Source organism: Hornefia butyriciproducens, from assembly GCF_009695915.1.
GTDB lineage: Bacteria > Bacillota > Clostridia > Peptostreptococcales > Anaerovoracaceae > Aminicella > Aminicella butyriciproducens.
The window spans coordinates 77,173-95,816 of the sequence record NZ_VUMZ01000007.1 but is presented as its reverse complement, the minus strand read 5'-3'; the positions used below and the strand labels follow the sequence as shown (position 1 = coordinate 95,816).

Genomic DNA, 18,644 nt, shown 5'->3' with positions numbered 1-18,644 from the left:
GAGTTAATTTGTTAGAAAAAAACAAATTAAAACTCAAAGAGAATACAGCGGAGGGAAACAGAAAATTGAAACGATTTGCGAAGAACATCGTCATATATCTCGTGATATTCGGACTGGTTCTCGGTGCGGCAGTTCTGTACAAGGGCGGCGCCGGCGCCAGCAACAAGAAGGTAAGATATTCCACGCTGGTGCAGTACCTGGAGCAGGGAAAGATTACCGAAATCAGCATCGGCTCGGACTATAAGGTTACGGGAAAGATCGGCGACAAGGAATATGTGTACGCCTACTGCAACAACATCGTGGATGAGCAGTGGCTGTTCCAGAAATATATCACCAAGGGAATCAGCAGCGGCAAAATTTCCTATTACAGCAAGCCGCCGAGCTCAGGCAGTGCGATTCTGCAGATACTGCCCACCATTATTATGGTGATCGCCCTCGGCTTCCTGTTCTATCTGATGATGAATCAGGGAGGCAACGGCAAGGCGTTCCAGTTCGGAAAGAGCAAGGCCAGACTGTATAAGGGCGACGGGAAGGTGATTACCTTCGCGGATGTCGCGGGTCTGAAAGAGGAGAAGGAGGAACTTGAAGAGGTCGTGGACTTCCTCAAGGATCCGAGGAAATATCAGGAGGTCGGCGCGCGAATCCCCAAGGGAATCCTGCTGGTCGGCCCTCCGGGAACAGGAAAAACCTACGTGTCGCGGGCGACAGCGGGCGAAGCGGGAGTGCCGTTCTTTACGATCAGCGGCTCCGACTTTGTTGAAATGTTTGTCGGCGTCGGTGCGTCCCGTGTCAGAGACCTGTTCGAGCAGGCCAAGAAAAATGCGCCCTGCATCGTGTTTATCGACGAGATCGACGCGGTGGGACGTCAGAGAGGCGCCGGACTGGGCGGCGGCAACGACGAGCGGGAGCAGACGCTGAATCAGCTGCTGGTTGAGATGGACGGATTCGGAGAGAATTCCGGTATCATCATTCTGGCCGCGACAAACCGTCCGGACGTTCTGGATCCGGCTCTGCTGAGACCGGGACGCTTTGACCGTCAGATTGTCATCGGCATTCCGGACGTTAAGGGCAGAGAGGAGATAATCCGTGTTCACTCCAAGGACAAACCGCTGTCAGAGGAGGTTTCGCCGGAGATCCTGGCCAGAAGAACTCCGGGCTTCACGCCGGCGGACCTGGAGAATCTGCTGAACGAGGCGGCGCTGATTACGGCCAGAAGAAACGGCAGGAGAATCCGCATGGCGGAAATCGAGGAGGCGACGACCAAGGTGATCGCCGGCCCCGCCAAGAAGAGCCGTGTGATCAGCGAAAAAGAAAAGAGACTGACGGCGTATCACGAGGCGGGCCACGCGATTGTGATGCGGAGTATTCCGGGTTCCGATCCGGTTCATCAGATCACCATCATCCCCAGAGGGCAGGCCGGAGGTTTCACGATGTCTTTGCCTACGGAGGATCGCTCTTATGGAACCAAGAAGGACATGGAGCATGAGATCCAGCACCTTCTGGGCGGCCGAGTGGCAGAAGCGCTGACGCTGGATGATATCAGCACCGGAGCGAGCAACGATATTCAGAGGGCGACGGAGACGGCCCGCGACATGGTTACCAAGTACGGGTTCAGCTCCAAGATCGGACCGGTGAATTACAGTGATTCCAGCGATGTCTTCCTCGGACGGGACTATTCTAAGACAAAGTCCTATTCAGAGGGCGTCGCGATGGAGATCGATACCGAGGTGCGCAGGATTATTGAGGAAGCGTACAGCATGACGGAAAAAATCCTGCAGGAGAATATGGACAAGCTGGAACGTGTTGCACAGGCTCTGATGCGTGTCGAAACCCTGGACGGTGAGCAGTTTGAGGCTCTGTACACGGGGAAGGTGACCGCGGAGGAACTGGAGCAGCAGGTCATGGAAAAAGAGGCTGAGATCCGTCGGCAGAATGCCCGGGAGGCGGAAGAGTCAGAGCGTCTGCGCAGGGAAGAGGAGGCGCGCCTGGCAGCGGAACTTGCCAGATACGACACCGATTACCTGAACGATGACGACGAACCGGACGAACCGGAGGTACAGAGCACTCCGGCACAGAGTGAGCCGGAGCCGGAGGCAGAGAGCCCGGAGCAGGATGCACCGGAGGCTCAGGATGCACCGCGCCGGACAGAGGAGAATAACCCGGAGGGGGAGAATTCTGCGGATGAGAAAGAAGGCGAACGGCTGTGAAAGTTACTGTAAAGGATTGCCTGGAGCTGGAAGCGTTTACACCGGGCGTATTGCTGGCAGGCAAAAGGAATATTGACAACAGAGTGCGGTCCATTTCCTTTCTTGACGCTGACAATGCTGATGCAGCAGCAGCGGAGAACGGCGTCAGGGAGCAGCTTCTGCTCACCTCTTTCCGCGGCGTGCCCACGGACGAGGAGAAGACGAGGATCGTTCAGGCGCTGGGGAAAGCCGGCGTCGCCGCGCTGGCGGTGTTTCATCTGCCTCAGGGAGCGGACTCTTTGAACAAAGCCGTTGTGGCGGCGGCTGAGGAGTCCGGGCTTCCGCTTATCGTGATTCCGCCGGATAACAAAGCGGTGTATTCCGAAGCGATCGAGCAGGTGATGGACAAGCTGCTCTACGGCGATAATTTCAAGAACGGGCTGATTAACAACACGATCTACCATCTGCTGGATTTTGAAAAGCATAACAGTTTCCAGGCAGCATTGAAGGAGGCGGCGGTCAGCAATGAATTTCAGGTGGTGCTCCTGTCCAGAGATTTCAACCCGATTCTGACGGTGGAGACGCGGCAGAGGACAACCATCGCTGACGCCATACGCGCCGGAAAAGAACGAGACGTGGAGAAGTCGGGCATCTACACCTTTATCGATGTCAACGGTGTGCTCACCTACTGGGGCCCGATTACCATAAACAGTGAGAAATATTTTTTGTTCATCGTGGATAACGACGACAATTATTCTGCCGGAGAGATCACTAAACTGGCGGAAATCATCGAGCTGGCCATGGGTATGTGGAAGTACACGCCGGAGCGGGATGTGAGGGCGGAATTTATCAAGGCGCTGATCCGCTCCAACAAAAGTCTTGCCTACTCGCTCAAGGACGAGATGGAAATCGTGAGTGAGAACATCCTCGGCGTGTTCTATGCGAAAGGGATCGAGACTCCTGAGGGGCATGAAATCATAGCGGCCTGCGAGCGGGAGGAAAATCTCGAAGTCATGTGTATCGCGGAGGGTGAGGAAACCTACGGCGTGATCCTGAAAAACGGGAACAAACCGGAGGACAGCGAAACCACACAGAAAATGGGCGTTCTTCATCTGTTTGACCGCCTGAAGGAGGGCAACAAGACAGTGCGGATTTTCCACGCCACCGGAATCGACGGTATCGAGGGTGCGGCGGATGCGTTCCGTCTGATCGGTGAGACCTGGACCTTCGTGGAGAGCGTCTTCCCGTACAAGAGGGTGTTTACAAAATATGAGCTGGCGCTGGTTTCCAACTGCATCAACCTGCAGGTACAGGGAGGTTACCTGAAGAAAAACTATATGGATCTTCTGGAGCCGTTCAGGCGTGAGGTCGGAGAGAATAAAGCGCGACAGCTTCTGGAAACGCTGGAGACCTTTGTGCTCGATGCGGGCATGAACAGCAGCAAGACCAGTGTGTTTATGGGAATCCATACGAATACAGTTCAGTACAGACTGAAGAGAATTAATGAGATTCTGGGCGCGGAGATTACCGGGAATCGTGTTATCCCGGGTCTCACGATGGCCCTGGCGCTGAAAAGACTGGAGAGAGTCGTTAAATAACTGAAGGATAAGGAGAAGATGTTATTAGCCTTTGACATTGGAAACAGCAATACCGTACTTGGAGTGTTCAAAGACGGAAAGCTGGTGACGAACTGGAGGATCGAGACGGATCCCAACAAAAGCGCGGACGAATACGGCATGCTTGTCCGCCAGCTCTTTGATTATGAAGGACTGGTGATGAGCGAGGTCCGGGATGTGATTATTTCCACCGTCGTCCCGTCAGTGCTGTTTACGGTACAGCACATGTCGCAGAAGTATTTCAACAGGAGAGCCATCGTGGTGGAGTCCGGTGTCAAGACCGGGCTGATTGTGAAGTATGACAATCCCAAGCAGGTGGGGGCGGACCGGATCGTGAACGCCGTCGCCGCATATAACAAGTACGGCGGGCCTCTGATCATCATCGATTTCGGCACCGCGACCACGTTCTGCGCGATTACCGACAAGGCGGAATATCTCGGCGGAACTATCGCGCCGGGACTGAAAATTTCCTCGGAGGCGCTTTTCCAGAAGACTGCGATGCTTCCGAAGGTGGAACTGGAGGAGCCGGGAACGGCCATCTGCAGAAACACTATTCAGAGTATGCAGTCGGGACTGATATACGGACACATGGGTATGGTGGAATTCATGGTGCGTAAGATGAAGAAGGAACTGGAGGAACTGACCGATACAGACAGGCCGGTCAAGGTGGTCGCCACCGGCGGTCTGGCCTCCATGATTGAAAGCGGCGTCGGATGCATCGATTATGTGGACAAGCTTCTGACTCTCGAGGGTCTGGAGATCATTTACCGCAAGAACCGCCGCAGCCGCCATATCCACAAAGATAAAATGAAATGTGATTGTGATAAAGAGACGCGATGAATCATAACGAAACAGACATCGGAACGAGAGAAGCGAAGGCAGGGGAATGTGTATCCATCGGGAAACTGAAGCTGGAGAATCCCTTTGTCCTCGCACCTCTGGCGGGAATTACCGACGCTCCCATGCGGCGCATCTGCCGGCAGATGGGGGCGTCTTTGACGTATTCGGAAATGGTCAGCGCCAAGGGAATGTATTACGGCGACCGGAAGACGGAAAAGCTTCTGGCGCTGTATGATGACGAGGGCCCGACCGCCTGTCAGATTTTCGGCAGCGAACCGGAGGTCATCGCCTTCGCGGCGGAGAAACTGGAGCAGTACGGCCACGCTCTGCTGGATATCAATATGGGCTGTCCCATGCCGAAGGTGGTGCGCAACGGTGACGGTTCCGCGCTGCTGAAGGATCCCGTCAGGATTGAGAGGATCGTTGCTACGGCGGTGGCGCATACGACAAAGCCTGTTACGGCGAAGATCCGGATCGGCTACGGTGCAGGCGAGAATAACGCAGTGGAAACGGCCAAGGCGATTGAAGCCGGCGGCGGAGCCGCGGTAGCGGTTCACGGAAGGACCCGTGCACAGTTATATACCGGAAAGGCGGATTGGGACGCGATTGCGGCAGTTAAGCAGGCGGTAAAGATTCCGGTCATCGGAAACGGCGATGTGACCGATGTTTCCTCTGCCCGCGCGATGATGGAACAGACGGGCTGCGACCTGGTGATGATCGGCCGGGGTGCGCTGGGAAATCCATGGCTTTTCCGCGATCTCAGCCGCGACTGGCAGGGACTTCCGCCTGTTCCGCCGCCATCGCTTCAGGAGATCCGGGAAATGCTGCTGCGCCATCTGGATGACCTGACCGGCTGGAAGGGCGACTACACGGCGGTTCGGGAGATGCGCAAGATCTGCGGATGGTATATCCGCGGAATTCCGGGAAGCGCAGCCTTTCGCCGGCAGGTGAACCAGATTACGGATGTGGACGAGCTGCGAAGGATCATCAAAGGACTTTAGCGCCAGGCTTTGTCTGCGAATTCGCTGAGCGCTTGAGACTGAACCCATAACGGCTGCAGCCCCGCAGGCACCGAAGAGAGAAGAAAAGACACAAGACAAGATAATATAAGGACGTAAAAAGCCGCTGCATCATCGCTAAACCGTCTGATGCAGCGGCTCCTTTTATGAGCTCGGGGATGGTACCTGTCCCGGGCTCGCCTGCGGACGAGCGACTGACAGGAATTTCATCCTTCTCTGTATATTTTTATTTGCCGAAGTATCTGTCAAGCAGTCCCTTGAAGGCCGCACCGTGTCTCGCCTCGTCCTTGCACATTTCGTGGACGGTGTCATGGATCGCGTCAAGACCAAGCTCCTTGGCTCTGGTCGCCAGATCCTTCTTGCCCTTGCAGGCACCTGCTTCCGCATCCACTCTCATGGACAGGTTCTTTTCGGTGGAATCCGTCAGGACTTCGCCCAGCAGCTCTGCAAATTTCGCTGCGTGCTCAGCCTCCTCGTAAGCGGCCTTTTCGTAGTACAGGCCGACTTCCGGATAACCTTCTCTGTGCGCTACTCTCGCCATCGCAAGATACATTCCGACTTCGGAGCACTCGCCCTCAAAGTTCGCCTTCAGACCGTCTACGATCTCCTGATCTACGCCCTTGGCAACGCCGACCACATGCTGGTCCGCCCAGGAAACCTCGTCCTCCTGCTTCACAAACTTATCTGCAGGAACCTTGCATACCGGGCACTGTGCCGGGGGTTCCGGTCCTTCATAAACGTATCCGCAAACTGAACATACCCATTTCATAATCATGTACCTCCTTGGTTGAAAATATATAAACTTTTATGTCGGTTTGTCACAATCATTTGCTGTAACACTTTTATTCTACCACAGAATCAGGATTAGAAACAGTCTAATTTTATTTTTTTACAAATAAATTACAGAAGCGAGGAAAATGATGCGGGGGAAACAGGTTAAAGACGGCGGTAAAGCTGAAAAAAGAACTTATCGACGCAGTTATGTGATATGGGGAAATATTGCATTTATTTTGCTGCAGAATTATAATAAAAGGAAGAAATTTTCTTTTTTGTCGATATTGTGCAGCCTTGACAGCAACATGAGAGGGATGACAGATGCTCGCTATTTTCTTACAGATTGTAGATACGCCTGAGGAACAGACAAAATTTGAGAAACTGTATCACAGATATAAGAATCTGTTGTTTTACGTTGCGTATAATGCCCTTGAAGACTATGAAGATGCTGAAGATGCTGTAAATGAAACCTTTTTTCGCGTGGCAAAGAATTTTTCAAAAATCGGTGAGATTGAATGTCACGAAACTAGAAATTTTCTCGTTATTATTATTAAGAACATTTCAATTGATTTGCTTCGTAAAAGAAAGGCTTTTACAGGTGAGTTAAATGAAGAACAGCCGGTCAGAGGTTATGCAGGGACGGACGAAAATACGCCAGAAAAACTGAGAGATGTTGTTGATGTTTTGAAGGAAATGCCGGCAAAATACAGAGATGTTTTGTGGCTGAATGCGGTGGCAGGATATCGCGCTGTCGAAATAGCAGCTTTCCTCGGAGTGAGTCCGGAAACAATTCGCAAACGTCTGCATCGAGGACGGGAAATGCTGAAAAAACGGTTGGGAGAATAAGATGGAAAGAATAAGGGAAGCACTTGTATTGATATATGATGAAGAAATCAACACAATTGAAAAGGACTCCGTCAATTCGCCGGAACACAGTTTCACTGAGGAATTTGAAGAAAAAATTTTGTCTTATGTGAGGTTCTCCGAGCGACACTATGTCCCTGTGCCGCATTTCAGAATAAGAAAAGCCGCGGTTATCGCTGTGATTGCAGCGCTTGTGATGACCTCGGCAGTGGTCTCAATCGCAATCGTAAAGCCGTCTGTTATCTGGAACATTCAAAAAAAGGCTGTAGAATGGATAATAGAATTCCATCGGGAGAATACGGACAGTGAAACTGGCGGATTTAAGATCCGAAAACTGAAAATTCCCGACGGGTTCACGGTGAAGGAAGAGAGCAGGCACGACAGCGGTTATTATGTAAATTATGAGAACCATGACGGTAAATTCATTGCGCTCCAGCAGTCTGTGGCAGATGATACAAAGATGTATCTGAATGCTGAGAGCGACGAACGTAAGACCTTCAAAGTTGATGGGCATGATGCAATTGCAATACATGATGAAGATACCTGGGTAATCGTTTGGGATGATGGAAAGTATGTCTATGATTTGACAGGCAACGTGAGTTATGATGAGCTGATTCGGGTGATAGAGTGAAAAAATTAAAAAAAATAAAATAAGATGTCACGTTTCAGAGACTCTCCTCGTTATTATGTATAGAAATGTTATTTCAGAATACAGCGAGGAGGGTTTTGCATTATGAAAAAGAATGTAAGCAGAGGAGCATTATTCGCTATTTGCTTTATGCTGGTGGTTGTTTTATCGGGGACTGTGGCTGTTTATGCGGTAGATGTTGAACATCAGGCTGGGGAGAAAATAATAGATGAATATGAATATATCAGCTCAGCCTCAACGAATTTGTCGATTTCAGGGGACATGGCGACAGCATCAGCTAAAATAACTCGTAAATCCAGTGCAGATAGAGTGAAAATCACGATGAATCTTCAGCAAAAAAAAGACAATGAATGGAATACTGTCAAAAGCTGGGGGAAGAACAGTTCGAGCAGGGTCACGTACATAGAGAAAACAAAGACGGTGTCCGGCGGGCTATATCGCGTATATACAAAAGTCATAACATATACCGGAGATGATAGCGAAACTATAAAGATTTACAGCAAAACTAAGAAACATTGAATGTTGTGTATGTATACCGTGTGCCTGTTAGAAACATAGCAAGGGTGTATTTGGAAAAGAAGGATATAGCTGCAATGTTTTTATTATAAGCGGGAGGTGAGGACGATGACTTAGGAGACGGCTGCAGTTTGAGTTGATATATTATGCGTTATAGAATACAATATCAGAGAGGAGCGATGATGAAAATAAATCGTATTAAAAGATATTCAGTTATTTGTGTTGTGTCCTGTTTACTAGTTATTTTTGCGATGAGTATAGTTTCCTTTGCAGATGATACTGAAGAGAATTTAAACGGGAGTACTCGGCTAACCACATTTAAAGTAAATAGGGTTTCAGATGCTGAAAAATTTATTGAACTGTTTTTTAAAAAAAATAATGTAAAAATTGAAATTGGTAGTATTGAGTATGTAGACTACTTGACAGACTTATTGATGTTTGAAGATGATAAAAACCTGAAGGAATTACCTCAATATGAAGATATTAAGATTTATGCGAGTGAGTATCTGAGCAATTTGAATGTTCAAGAAGCAGTTGTTGAAAAAGATAAAAAGTTTTTTTGAATAAAGACGAGCAAGATAAAACTATTGATTTAATCAAAGAAGAGGCTCGTGAGGAAATGGCCGCAGAAGAAAAGTATGATAATGTTCTTAATGAATCCATAGAACCAAATGGATATAATGACTCGGATGCGGTAAAATATGCCAAGAAATGGGCAAAATCAAGGAATTCTAAATATAAGTCTCATAGCGCTGATTGCACGAACTTTGTTTCACAGTGTGTAAAAGCGGGCGGCAAATCTATGAGTAAACCGTCTTCAATTCCGGTGGGAGTGAAAGACACTACAAAGTACTGGTATAGTGTGCGTTATGAAGAATGGCATACAAATCATTACATATATAGGTGGAAGGAAAGTACATCATTTATTCGTGTAAGTGATTTTTATACATACTGGAAAAATAAGGGTATAGCAACTGCGAGCTATTCGAGCAAGGCGAAGCTTCATAATGGCGCAAAAATAGGCGACGTAGTTCAATTAAAAAATGGTGATGGGAAATGGTTCCATTCGATTATTATTACAGGAGGTTCTAAAGGAGCAAGAAAGTACTGTGGGCATAGTAAGGACAGATTGGATGAACCGGTAAAAAATATAAGTGGTGCAGTTTCATATAGGGCTCTTAAGTTCTAATCAACAGGGGGTGAAAGTTATGACAAAAAAGGAAAAAACTGTTGTGATTCTGGGTGTTGTTTTGATTCTTGCTGTATCTGCAGTCTGCTCTACAGGATTCATGTTCAGGGCCGCGGTGTTTACGCATTCGCCTGCGAGTGCAGTTACGATGCAGTATAAAGCGTCTGACGCAGCGACCCGCGACAGAGATCTGTATGTTATTACAAAGAATGCGCCGGTTGAAAAGGCCACGCAGGGGACACTGACAACCTGGATTGTATATCACTTCGGACCTTTGAAATTTGTGAAGTATTACGGCGAAGGATAAAATTAAGGCGCCTTCAGAATGGGATTCGGAGAGAGACGTTGTTATTGCCGCGGCTTTTCGGATGAAAAATATTGCCGCGGTTTTTTGGGTGAAAAGATTAAAAACGGTTTCAACAGGGTTTACATTCCTCGCCGGGATTAGTATAATGAATGAGTGTTGAAGCCCGCGCCGGCGGAACGGGAAATACTTTGTGTTTGCGGAGAGCGGGTTGTGGGTATAGACATTACATAAGCGAAAATCACAGACTGAAAAATGGAGGATATATAATATGGAAGAGAAAATCAATGCGGCATTGGCCGATGTAAAACAGGTGCTTGCCAGAGACGGCGGAGATATCGAGCTGGTCGAGGTTACCGGCGACAATATCGCCAGGGTCAGACTGATGGGACACTGCGCGGGATGCCCGGGCGCCAGAATGACGCTGAAGGGAATCGTGGAGCAGATCCTGCAGGAGGCAGTTCCTGAAATTAAAGGTGTAGAGGCTGTTGATTGATTCCGCGCCGCTTCAGGGATGCGCGTCACGGCGGTGAAACCGCGGGAGAGCGCTGACGGAGCGAAAGGAAAACAGGAAACGGCAGAATCGTGAATCGGAAGGAGTGGACATGAACCTGGCGCAGTATGTGGAACAGCAGAAAGGCCCGGCGGTCCGTACTCTGAAGGAACTGATCAGAATCAAAAGCGATGCGGGGGATCCTGTCACGTCTGCGTCCGGGGAATTTTTTCCATTCGGGCAGGGCGTACAGGATGCTTTTGCGTATATGCTTTCGAAGGCAGAAGAGTATGGATTCCGGACAGAGGACATCGATCATTACGGCGGGCACATCGATTTCGGCGAAGGTGAGGAGACCCTTGGCGTGGTCGGACACCTGGATGTGGTGCCGGCCCTCGGCGAGTGGGATTTCGATCCCTACGGCGGAGAAGAAAAAGACGGATTTATTACAGGCAGAGGCACGACGGACGACAAAGGCCCCGTGGTAGCGGCGTTCTACGCTATGAAGGCGCTGAAGGACGCGGGGTACGAACCGAAGCGGCGGATCCGCCTGATTCTGGGTCTGGATGAGGAGACCAACTGGAAGGGAATGGATTATTACCTGGAACGTGTCAAGGCGCCTGACTTCGGAATCACGCCGGACGGGGATTTCCCGGTAATCAACGGCGAAAAAGGGCTTTGTGATCTGGAAATTGCAAAGAAGCTTCCAAAGAGCCCTGCGAAGGGTCTGCAGCTCAGCCGCCTGTCAGGAGGCACCGCACGGAACATCGTTCCGGACGCCGCGAGAGCTGTTGTGAAAAGTGATTTCAAAGAGACCTACGACCATATCCGGAACGAACTGGCCGAATACCGCGAGGAGACCGGATACCGGCTGAAGGCGAAGGGTGTCGGTCAGGCGCTGGAGATCACCGCAGAGGGAAAGGCCTGTCACGGCGCATCCCCGCAGGACGGACTGAACGCGATATCCGTACTGTTCGGATTCCTGGGAAGGCTGAATTTCGCCAGTGACGACATCAACGAATTCATCGAATTCTACAATCATCACATCGGCTTTCAGTGCAGCGGCGAGGGGATGAATATCGGATTCGAGGACGAGGCCTCCGGAAAGTTGACCATGAACAACGGCATCGTCACCTACGATCAGGAGAGCATCGCCATAGAACTGAACGTTCGCTACCCGGTCACTGTGGACGTGGAGCAGCTCTATCAGGCTGTCATGCCGATTCTGGACAGGTACAATCTCGGGCTGGTGAAGAACGGGAACCAGAACCCGCTTTACTTCCCGCCGGACAGCCCGCTGATCACAACACTGATGGATATTTACCGGACGAAGACGGGGGATACAGAGCACGGCCCTATGGTCATCGGCGGAGGAACCTATGCGAAGGCGTGTCCCAATATGGTGGCCTTCGGAGGTCTTTTCCCGGGGGATCCGGACATCATGCATCAGAGAAATGAGAAGATTGCAGCGGACCGTTTCTTCCAGATGATCGATATTTATACTGAGACGCTGTATCGTCTCAGCAGTGAGGATTTCTCGCTGAAGTAATTTGTTTCGGAGTAACCTGTATGAGAATGAATTCAAGATATAACCGGGTGAAGATGACGACGCTGGCCATGCTGACCGCAATTTCCTGCGTGCTGGTCTTTCTGTCCTTCCCCTTTCCGCTGTTCCCCGCGTTCAAATACGAGCTGGCGGACGTGCCGGTTCTGATCGCGACTTTTGCCTTCGGCCCGCTTGCCGGACTGCTTGTCACGGTGCTCGCGGCTTTTGTTCAGGCGTTTATCCTGGGGCAGGACACATGGGTCGGGTTTCTGATGCATGTGGCGGCGACGGGATGCTTCGCTGTTGTGGCGGGGCTTCTGTACCGGAGGAACCGTACAAAGAAGAGTGCGGTGCTTGCGCTGATTCTGGGAACGCTGACGATGACAGCGGTGATGGCGCTGATGAATTACATCATCGACCCGCTGTTTTACGGAATGCAGCGCCAGGCGGTGGTGGCGCTTATGCTGCCGGCCATCATTCCCTTTAACCTCTCCAAGGCGGGGATAAACGCGGTCGTAACATTCTTTGTGTACAAAAAAATATCCAACGTGATACACAGGGCGGAGGACGGAGCCCGATGAGAACTGTCCGGATCAGAAACGAACGGGAGACCGGAGAGTTCGGGAGGCAGCTGGCTGAACAGCTGAATCCCGGAGATATTGTAGCGCTGGTGGGTGATCTGGGAACGGGGAAAACGACGCTGACCCGTGCGATTGCCCGGGGGTTGGGGGTTACTGAACCTGTCACCAGCCCTACTTTTACAATCGTGAAGGAATACCGCAGCGGACGGATCCCGCTGTTTCATTTCGATGTGTATCGGCTGAAGGACGGCGAAGAACTGCTGGAGACCGGTGCGCAGGAATATTTCGATGCCGGCGGGGTCTGCGTCATAGAGTGGGCGGATCAGATTGCGGAACTTCTGCCCGATGAGACAAAGGTAATCTTCATAAGCTACGGAGAACAGGAAGGAGAGCGGATCTGTCAATGTACATTTTAGGAATCGAAACCACCGGACCGGTCGGCTCGGTGGCGCTGTATGATCCGCAGACCGGACAGCTGTCGATGAAGCGGATGGAGGAGCCGATGGGGCATCTGCGAAGGCTGGCAGAGATGGCGCAGGAGCTGCTCACGGAGAATGGAATATCACCCCGGGAGCTACGGGCGGTCGCGGCTTCTGTAGGACCGGGCTCGTATACCGGCATACGAATCGGCGTTTCCACGGCGCGGGCGATGGCGCAGGCGCTGTCAATTCCTGCTGTGGCGGTGGGAGCGCTGGACCAGTTTCGCCTCTGCTGTGACGGGACCAGGCCTGTCGCGGTGATTTTCAACGCCCGTCGGGGACAGGTCTACGGGGCTGTTTTCGATGCGAACGGAGAAGATATTCTGAAGCCGGGTCCGTATATGCTGACAGAGGTTCTGGACAGGATCCGTGAGGAGTCGGTGAGGCCTTTGTTCTACGGAGACGGAATCGACGCGGGCCGTGAACTGCTGACAGGGTTCGATCTCGCGGACAAGGAAGAACGGTATCCGACGGCGGCGCTTACTGTGCGGATGGCGGCGGAGAAGCTGGAGGCCGGCGAAATCGTGAGCTATCAGGAACTGCTTCCCCGGTATATGAGGGAGACCGAGGCGGAGCAGAAGCTGCGCGACGGGACCCTGGCTAGGCTGAGGGAAGCAAAAATGGCGAAATTCAGGAGCAGGTAAATGATACAGCTGATCATACGAAAAGGAGAACCGGCAGATGCAGAAGGTCTGGAACGCATTGAGCAGGCCTGTTTCAGCGTGCCCTGGAGCCTCGATTCCCTCCGCCGGGATCTGGAAGAGAATCCAAAGGCTCTGTATATTGTGGCGGAGAAGGACGGCTGCCTGATCGGATATGTGAGTGTCTGGAATATCCGGGAGGAAGGTCATATCAACAATGTGGCGGTGCTCCCGGAGTATCAGGGAAAGCATGTGGCTTCTCTGTTGATGAGTGCGCTGATTCGTGTGACGGAGGATTCAGGCGTCAAAAGTCATACGCTGGAGGTGCGGGCCGGGAATGTGGCGGCGCAGCATCTCTATGAAAAGTTCGGCTTCCGCTCTGTGGGAACCCGGCCGAATTATTACGAAGACGATGGAGAGGATGCGGTCATCATGTGGCGCATCGGCGATCCTGAGCAGAGAGAAGAGGAGTCCTGAATGAAAGACGGAAAATTTATTACCCTCGGAATCGAAACCAGCTGTGACGAGACCTCCATCGCGGTGACGGCGGAGGGGAGAGAAGTATTGTCTGATATAATCAGTTCACAGATTGCGGTGCATACGAAGTTCGGCGGAGTGGTGCCGGAAATCGCATCGAGGCATCATCTTCAGAACATCAACGGCGTGCTGGATCAGGCGCTGTCGGAGGCAGGGGTTTCTCTGGCGGATGTGGATCTGATCGGCGTGACCAACGGCCCCGGTCTGATCGGTGCAGTGGTCATCGGCGTGGCGACTGCGAAGGCGCTGTCCCTTGCCGCGGGAATCCCCCTGGTGGGAGTCAATCACATGCATGGTCATGTGAGCGCCAGCTATCTGCAATATCCTGAACTGGAGCCGCCGTTCCTGGCATTAATCGTATCAGGAGGGCACACCAACATCGTTGAGGTGACCGATTACAACCGGTGCACGGTTCTGGGCGGAACGCGGGACGATGCGGTGGGAGAAGCCTATGACAAGGTGGCGCGGGTCGTCGGACTCGGCTATCCCGGAGGTCCCAAGGTGGATCGGGCGGCGAAGGACGGAGATCCGGACGCGATCCGGTTCAAGCGGGTGTATCTGGAAAACGGCAGTCTGGACTTCAGTTTCAGCGGACTGAAAACGCAGGTGCTGAATTACATCAACCGCGAGAGGATGGCGGGGCGTGAGGTGAACGTGGCGGATCTGTCGGCGAGTTTTCAGCAGGCGATGCTGGACGTGCTCGTGGACAAAACCATGCTGGCGGCGGAGCAGACCCGGGCAGACCGGCTGGTGACGGCCGGCGGAGTCGCTGCCAATTCCCGCCTTCGGCAGATGCTCGCAGAGGCCTGCGGCGCCAGAGGAATCCGGCTCTATATGCCGGAGCCGGTGCTTTGTACGGATAACGGCGCCATGATCGCCGCGGCAGCTTACTACAAATACAGGATGCAGGGGCCGGACGACCTGAGTCTGGACGCCTATGCGAACTTACCATTATAAATATGATCATATTATCGGCGACTGAGTTGACAAAAGCATACGGGGTAGATATCATTCTGGATCGCGTTTCCTTTCATGTGAACGAAGGAGACCGGATCGGGATCGTCGGCGCGAACGGCGCCGGCAAGACCACCCTTCTCAACATACTGACCGGACGCGATCATGCGGATTCCGGCGATTTTTTCGTGTCCGGTGACACCACTGTCGGGTACCTGAGCCAGAAGGATGATTTCTCTCCTGACGGGACTCTGATGGAGGAGGTTCATCGCATTTACGGGAAGTTTGACGAAATGGAGGCGGAGATTCATCGTCTGTCGGACCGTATCGCGGAAATGGCGGCGGAAGGGAATGCGGAAACGCCGGAATACAGCCGGACAATGGAGCGCCTGGGGCTGCTGCAGGACCGCTTCCGAAGCGAGGGAGGGTTTTCCTGGAGAAGTGAGATGAAGGGGATCCTTACCAGCATGGCATTCGGAGAGGAATATTACGACAAAGAAATCTCCACATTCTCCGGCGGAGAGCGGACCCGTCTTGCGCTGGCGTGCCTGCTGATGGGAAAGCCAGACCTCCTTTTGCTGGACGAGCCCACTAATCACCTTGATATCGGTATGCTGAAATGGCTGGAGCAGTTCCTGCGGAACTACAAAGGTACCGTTATGCTGGTTTCCCACGACCGGTATTTCCTGGATCAGATGTGTACCAGAATCTTTGAGATCGAGCATCACCGGCTGAAGGCCTACAACGGAAACTATACCGCGTTCGCGGAAAAGAAAAGGCAGCAGAGAGAGGTGGATCTCCGCGCTTATGAAAAGCAGCAGGAGGAGATTCGACGGCAGGAGGACATCATCCGGCGCTTCAAGGAGCGCGGGACGGAGCATCTCGCGAAACGGGCGGCTTCCCGGGAAAAGAGATTGGCTCACATAGAGAGGATCGATCGTCCGGAGCAGGAGACCGGGAAGGTGAAGATTCGTTTCCATCAGGATTTCCAGAGCGGAAACGATGTGCTTATCGGAGAAGGGCTGAGCAAGTCCTTCGGAATCGGCAGAGACCGCCGGGAGCTTTTCCGGAATGTGGATTTCGACATCAAGCGCGGGGAGCGCATCTGCATTGTCGGGCCCAACGGAATCGGAAAGACTACGCTGCTGAAGATCATGATGGGCGAGATTGAACCTGCAGAGGGATATCTGAAGCGGGGACACCAGGTGACTTTCGCATATTACGATCAGCAGCAGGAAATGCTGGACGGGAACAAAACCGTTATGGACGAGGTTCACGATGCGTACCGGCTGTACCGGGACAGCGAGATCCGGGGACTGCTGGGCCGTTTTCTGTTCACCTCGGAGCAGGTGTTTCTGCGTGTCGATGATCTGAGCGGCGGGGAACGGGCGAGACTTGTTTTGTTAAAGCTGATGCTCTCCGGAGCGAATACACTGGTGCTTGACGAGCCTACAAACCACCTGGACATCAACTCAAAGGAAGTGTTCGAGGAGGCGCTGCGGGAATTCCCGGGAACGGTAATCGCAGTATCTCATGACCGTTATTTTCTAAATCAGGTGGCAACGCGCATCTATGAACTGAATGCGGACGGGATTACGGAATACGTCGGCGGATACGATTATTACGAGGAGAAAAAAGCGTCTGTCGCCTCCGGCCGGAAATATCTGAACGAACTCAAAGAGGAGGCCGGACGGAACGATCAGCTGCTGGAAGGACTCCACAGCGCACAGAAGGCTGCGGGGATGATTGTCAGGGGCGAAGACGGGAAGCATCTTACCGCTGCGGAGGAGCGCGCTCTGAAAAAGAAACTTCAGGCGGAGGAAAGACGCAGAGAGCGGGAGCAGAAACGGCTTGAGGAGGAGATCGAGAGTCTGGAGGCGGAGATTCTTGAACTGCAGGAACAGATGTGCCTTCCGGAGCACCTTTCGGATCCGGTGAAACTTGCGGAACTGGACGAGAAACTGAAAGCCTGTCAGGAAGAACTGGAGTATGTGTACGACACATGGGCTGAACTGTCGTAAAAAATTGCTTGCAATACGGAAATGACTATTCTATAATTAGTTTTGTGATTACACGGATTCAGGAGGTTTATTATGACATTTGAAAAGATTAGGGACATCATTGTGGAGCAGCTCAGTGTTGACGAATCAATGGTAACTATGGATACAAATCTGATGAAAGATCTGGAAGCGGATTCTCTCGATGCGGTTGAGATTATCATGGCGATTGAAGAGGAATTCGACATCGAGATTCCGGACGAGGAAGCAGAGAAATTCCAGCTGGTCGGCGATCTTGTGAAATATGTGGACGACAATCTGAACGATTGATGAAAACCCGCCGCGGCGGGTTTTTCTTGTCGAAAGACATATCGGATATGATTTCTGATACACAAAATATTCCCGGTACAGAGCGGATCGGATGCGATTTCTAACACAAAGAGAGGTGGAATGTATGGCGAAAAATGCGAAAATCTCAAACGCGGTAATCAAGAGGCTCCCGAGGTACAGGAGATATCTGATCGAGCTGAAGAAGAAAGGCGTGGAGAAGATTTCCTCCAAGGAATTCAGCAATCTGATCGGATACACGGCATCGCAGATCCGGCAGGACCTGAACAATTTCGGAGGCTTCGGGCAGCAGGGATACGGATACAGTGTGGACGGTCTTTATAAGGAGATCAGCGCGATTCTCGGGCTGGACAAAGAATACCGCATGGTAATTGTCGGCGCCGGCAATCTGGGACAGGCGATCGCCAAATACACTCATTTTCACAAGCAGGGTTTCAAGGTGTGCGCAGCCTTCGATATCAATCCGAATCTGATTGGGAAGGATCTGGACGGAATCGAGATCTTGGACTATGAAAATATTGTGGAATATGTGGAGGAAGAGGAAATAGATATCGGCATCATCTGCGTGAACCGCGACAACGCGCAGGAGGTTGCGGACAAGCTTTCCTTCGCAGGCGTCAAGGGTATCTGGAATTTTGCCCCCACGGACATCGAGGTTCCGAGTCATGTGGCGCTGGAGGTTGTGCATCTGTCGGACAGTCTGCATTCGCTGGCATATCATATGAATGATATTCAGAAGAAGGAGGCTGCCGCAGAGGAGCTTCGCAGGAGCGACAAGAGTGCGAGGGACTGAAGCGTGAGACGGTGAAAGAGACAGGACATAAAAAATAACCGTTTCGCTTTCGCGGAACGGTTATTGTCTGATCGATGTCGCTTAGCCCTCAACCGGAGCGTCAACAGGACATGCATTGGCGCATGCTCCGCAGTCGATGCAGGTATCTGCGTCGATGACGTACTGAGTATCGCCTTCGCTGATCGCTTCAACCGGACACTCAGGTGCGCAAGCTCCGCAGCTGATGCAGGCATCTGTAATCTTGTAAGCCATTGGTAAATCCTCCTTTAGACATGTCTTAAAATGAATCGCTTATTATTATAGCAGAAAGAAGCAGGT

22 protein-coding genes are annotated in these 18,644 nt (G+C 51.9%); 20 read left to right on the top strand and 2 right to left on the bottom strand.

All coding sequences use genetic code 11. From position 1 onward, the window contains the following. Nucleotides 1-65 precede the first annotated feature (65 nt). The 4 genes from ftsH to dusB are packed head-to-tail and all read left to right on the top strand — an operon-like array spanning nt 66 to nt 5,643. A complete protein-coding gene (gene ftsH, locus FYJ64_RS08335; RefSeq protein WP_154574696.1) occupies nt 66-2,207 on the top strand; it encodes an ATP-dependent zinc metalloprotease FtsH in 2,142 nt (713 codons plus the stop codon). Next, on the top strand, nt 2,204-3,784 hold the full coding sequence (locus FYJ64_RS08330) for a PucR family transcriptional regulator (RefSeq protein ID WP_328597000.1): 1,581 nt from the start codon (nt 2,204-2,206) through the stop codon (nt 3,782-3,784). Before ftsH ends, FYJ64_RS08330 begins: the two co-directional genes overlap by 4 nt. Before the next feature lie 18 nt (nt 3,785-3,802). Beyond that, complete coding sequence (locus FYJ64_RS08325) at nt 3,803-4,642, top strand: type III pantothenate kinase (RefSeq protein ID WP_075712741.1); 840 nt, start codon at nt 3,803-3,805, stop codon at nt 4,640-4,642. After that, complete coding sequence (dusB, locus tag FYJ64_RS08320) at nt 4,639-5,643, top strand: tRNA dihydrouridine synthase DusB (RefSeq protein WP_154574695.1); 1,005 nt, start codon at nt 4,639-4,641, stop codon at nt 5,641-5,643. Before FYJ64_RS08325 ends, dusB begins: the two co-directional genes overlap by 4 nt. Before the next feature lie 244 nt (nt 5,644-5,887). On the opposite strand, the gene FYJ64_RS08315 is transcribed toward dusB, so the two are convergent. Then, nucleotides 5,888-6,433, bottom strand: coding sequence for an NADH peroxidase (locus FYJ64_RS08315; RefSeq protein ID WP_320616410.1), 546 nt, complete (start codon nt 6,431-6,433; stop codon nt 5,888-5,890). 323 nt (nt 6,434-6,756) lie between these two features. Here FYJ64_RS08315 and FYJ64_RS08310 point away from each other — a divergent pair, with 323 nt between their 5' ends. From FYJ64_RS08310 to FYJ64_RS08235, 16 genes are all read left to right on the top strand, one after another. Continuing rightward, nucleotides 6,757-7,281 (top strand): RNA polymerase sigma factor, encoded by a 525-nt coding sequence (locus tag FYJ64_RS08310; protein ID WP_083628089.1) that lies wholly within the window; start codon nt 6,757-6,759, stop codon nt 7,279-7,281. A 1-nt stretch (nt 7,282) separates the two neighbouring features. Continuing rightward, nucleotides 7,283-7,930: a DUF4367 domain-containing protein gene (locus FYJ64_RS08305; RefSeq protein ID WP_154574693.1), complete on the top strand. Its 648-nt coding sequence runs from the start codon at nt 7,283-7,285 to the stop codon at nt 7,928-7,930. 102 nt (nt 7,931-8,032) lie between these two features. Further along, complete coding sequence (locus FYJ64_RS08300; RefSeq protein WP_154574692.1) at nt 8,033-8,467, top strand: hypothetical protein; 435 nt, start codon at nt 8,033-8,035, stop codon at nt 8,465-8,467. A 176-nt stretch (nt 8,468-8,643) separates the two neighbouring features. Next, nucleotides 8,644-9,027 (top strand): hypothetical protein, encoded by a 384-nt coding sequence (locus tag FYJ64_RS08295; RefSeq protein WP_206045600.1) that lies wholly within the window; start codon nt 8,644-8,646, stop codon nt 9,025-9,027. Then, nucleotides 9,024-9,653: an amidase domain-containing protein gene (locus tag FYJ64_RS08290; RefSeq protein WP_154574690.1), complete on the top strand. Its 630-nt coding sequence runs from the start codon at nt 9,024-9,026 to the stop codon at nt 9,651-9,653. Before FYJ64_RS08295 ends, FYJ64_RS08290 begins: the two co-directional genes overlap by 4 nt. A 19-nt stretch (nt 9,654-9,672) precedes the next feature. Continuing rightward, nucleotides 9,673-9,960, top strand: a complete 288-nt coding sequence (locus FYJ64_RS08285; protein ID WP_154574689.1) for a hypothetical protein — start codon at nt 9,673-9,675, stop codon at nt 9,958-9,960. Nucleotides 9,961-10,228: 268 nt separating this feature from the next. Beyond that, a complete protein-coding gene (locus tag FYJ64_RS08280) occupies nt 10,229-10,453 on the top strand; it encodes a NifU family protein (protein WP_154574688.1) in 225 nt (74 codons plus the stop codon). A gap of 109 nt (nt 10,454-10,562) precedes the next feature. Next, nucleotides 10,563-11,999 carry a dipeptidase PepV gene (gene pepV / locus FYJ64_RS08275; RefSeq protein WP_154574687.1) on the top strand — a complete coding sequence of 479 codons (1,437 nt, stop codon included), beginning with the start codon at nt 10,563-10,565 and terminating at the stop codon, nt 11,997-11,999. 20 nt (nt 12,000-12,019) lie between these two features. Further along, nucleotides 12,020-12,577, top strand: coding sequence for an ECF transporter S component (locus tag FYJ64_RS08270; RefSeq protein WP_075712729.1), 558 nt, complete (start codon nt 12,020-12,022; stop codon nt 12,575-12,577). Next, nucleotides 12,574-12,993: a tRNA (adenosine(37)-N6)-threonylcarbamoyltransferase complex ATPase subunit type 1 TsaE gene (gene tsaE, locus FYJ64_RS08265; protein WP_154574686.1), complete on the top strand. Its 420-nt coding sequence runs from the start codon at nt 12,574-12,576 to the stop codon at nt 12,991-12,993. Before FYJ64_RS08270 ends, tsaE begins: the two co-directional genes overlap by 4 nt. Further along, nucleotides 12,981-13,700 (top strand): tRNA (adenosine(37)-N6)-threonylcarbamoyltransferase complex dimerization subunit type 1 TsaB, encoded by a 720-nt coding sequence (gene tsaB / locus FYJ64_RS08260; RefSeq protein WP_154574685.1) that lies wholly within the window; start codon nt 12,981-12,983, stop codon nt 13,698-13,700. The genes tsaE and tsaB overlap by 13 nt, the downstream gene beginning before the upstream one ends. Continuing rightward, complete coding sequence (gene rimI / locus FYJ64_RS08255) at nt 13,701-14,174, top strand: ribosomal protein S18-alanine N-acetyltransferase (RefSeq protein ID WP_154574684.1); 474 nt, start codon at nt 13,701-13,703, stop codon at nt 14,172-14,174. Then, entirely contained in the window at nt 14,175-15,191 is a 1,017-nt protein-coding gene (tsaD, locus tag FYJ64_RS08250; RefSeq protein ID WP_154574683.1) for a tRNA (adenosine(37)-N6)-threonylcarbamoyltransferase complex transferase subunit TsaD, read from the top strand. A 2-nt stretch (nt 15,192-15,193) separates the two neighbouring features. Then, nucleotides 15,194-17,209: an ABC-F family ATP-binding cassette domain-containing protein gene (locus FYJ64_RS08245; protein WP_154574682.1), complete on the top strand. Its 2,016-nt coding sequence runs from the start codon at nt 15,194-15,196 to the stop codon at nt 17,207-17,209. Between the two features lie 72 nt (nt 17,210-17,281). Next, complete coding sequence (acpP, locus tag FYJ64_RS08240; protein ID WP_075712724.1) at nt 17,282-17,515, top strand: acyl carrier protein; 234 nt, start codon at nt 17,282-17,284, stop codon at nt 17,513-17,515. 124 nt (nt 17,516-17,639) lie between these two features. Beyond that, on the top strand, nt 17,640-18,326 hold the full coding sequence (locus FYJ64_RS08235; RefSeq protein ID WP_075715025.1) for a redox-sensing transcriptional repressor Rex: 687 nt from the start codon (nt 17,640-17,642) through the stop codon (nt 18,324-18,326). Between the two features lie 81 nt (nt 18,327-18,407). Here FYJ64_RS08235 and FYJ64_RS08230 read toward each other — a convergent pair whose 3' ends face one another. After that, nucleotides 18,408-18,578 carry a DUF362 domain-containing protein gene (locus FYJ64_RS08230; RefSeq protein WP_075712723.1) on the bottom strand — a complete coding sequence of 57 codons (171 nt, stop codon included), beginning with the start codon at nt 18,576-18,578 and terminating at the stop codon, nt 18,408-18,410. Nucleotides 18,579-18,644 lie beyond the last annotated feature (66 nt).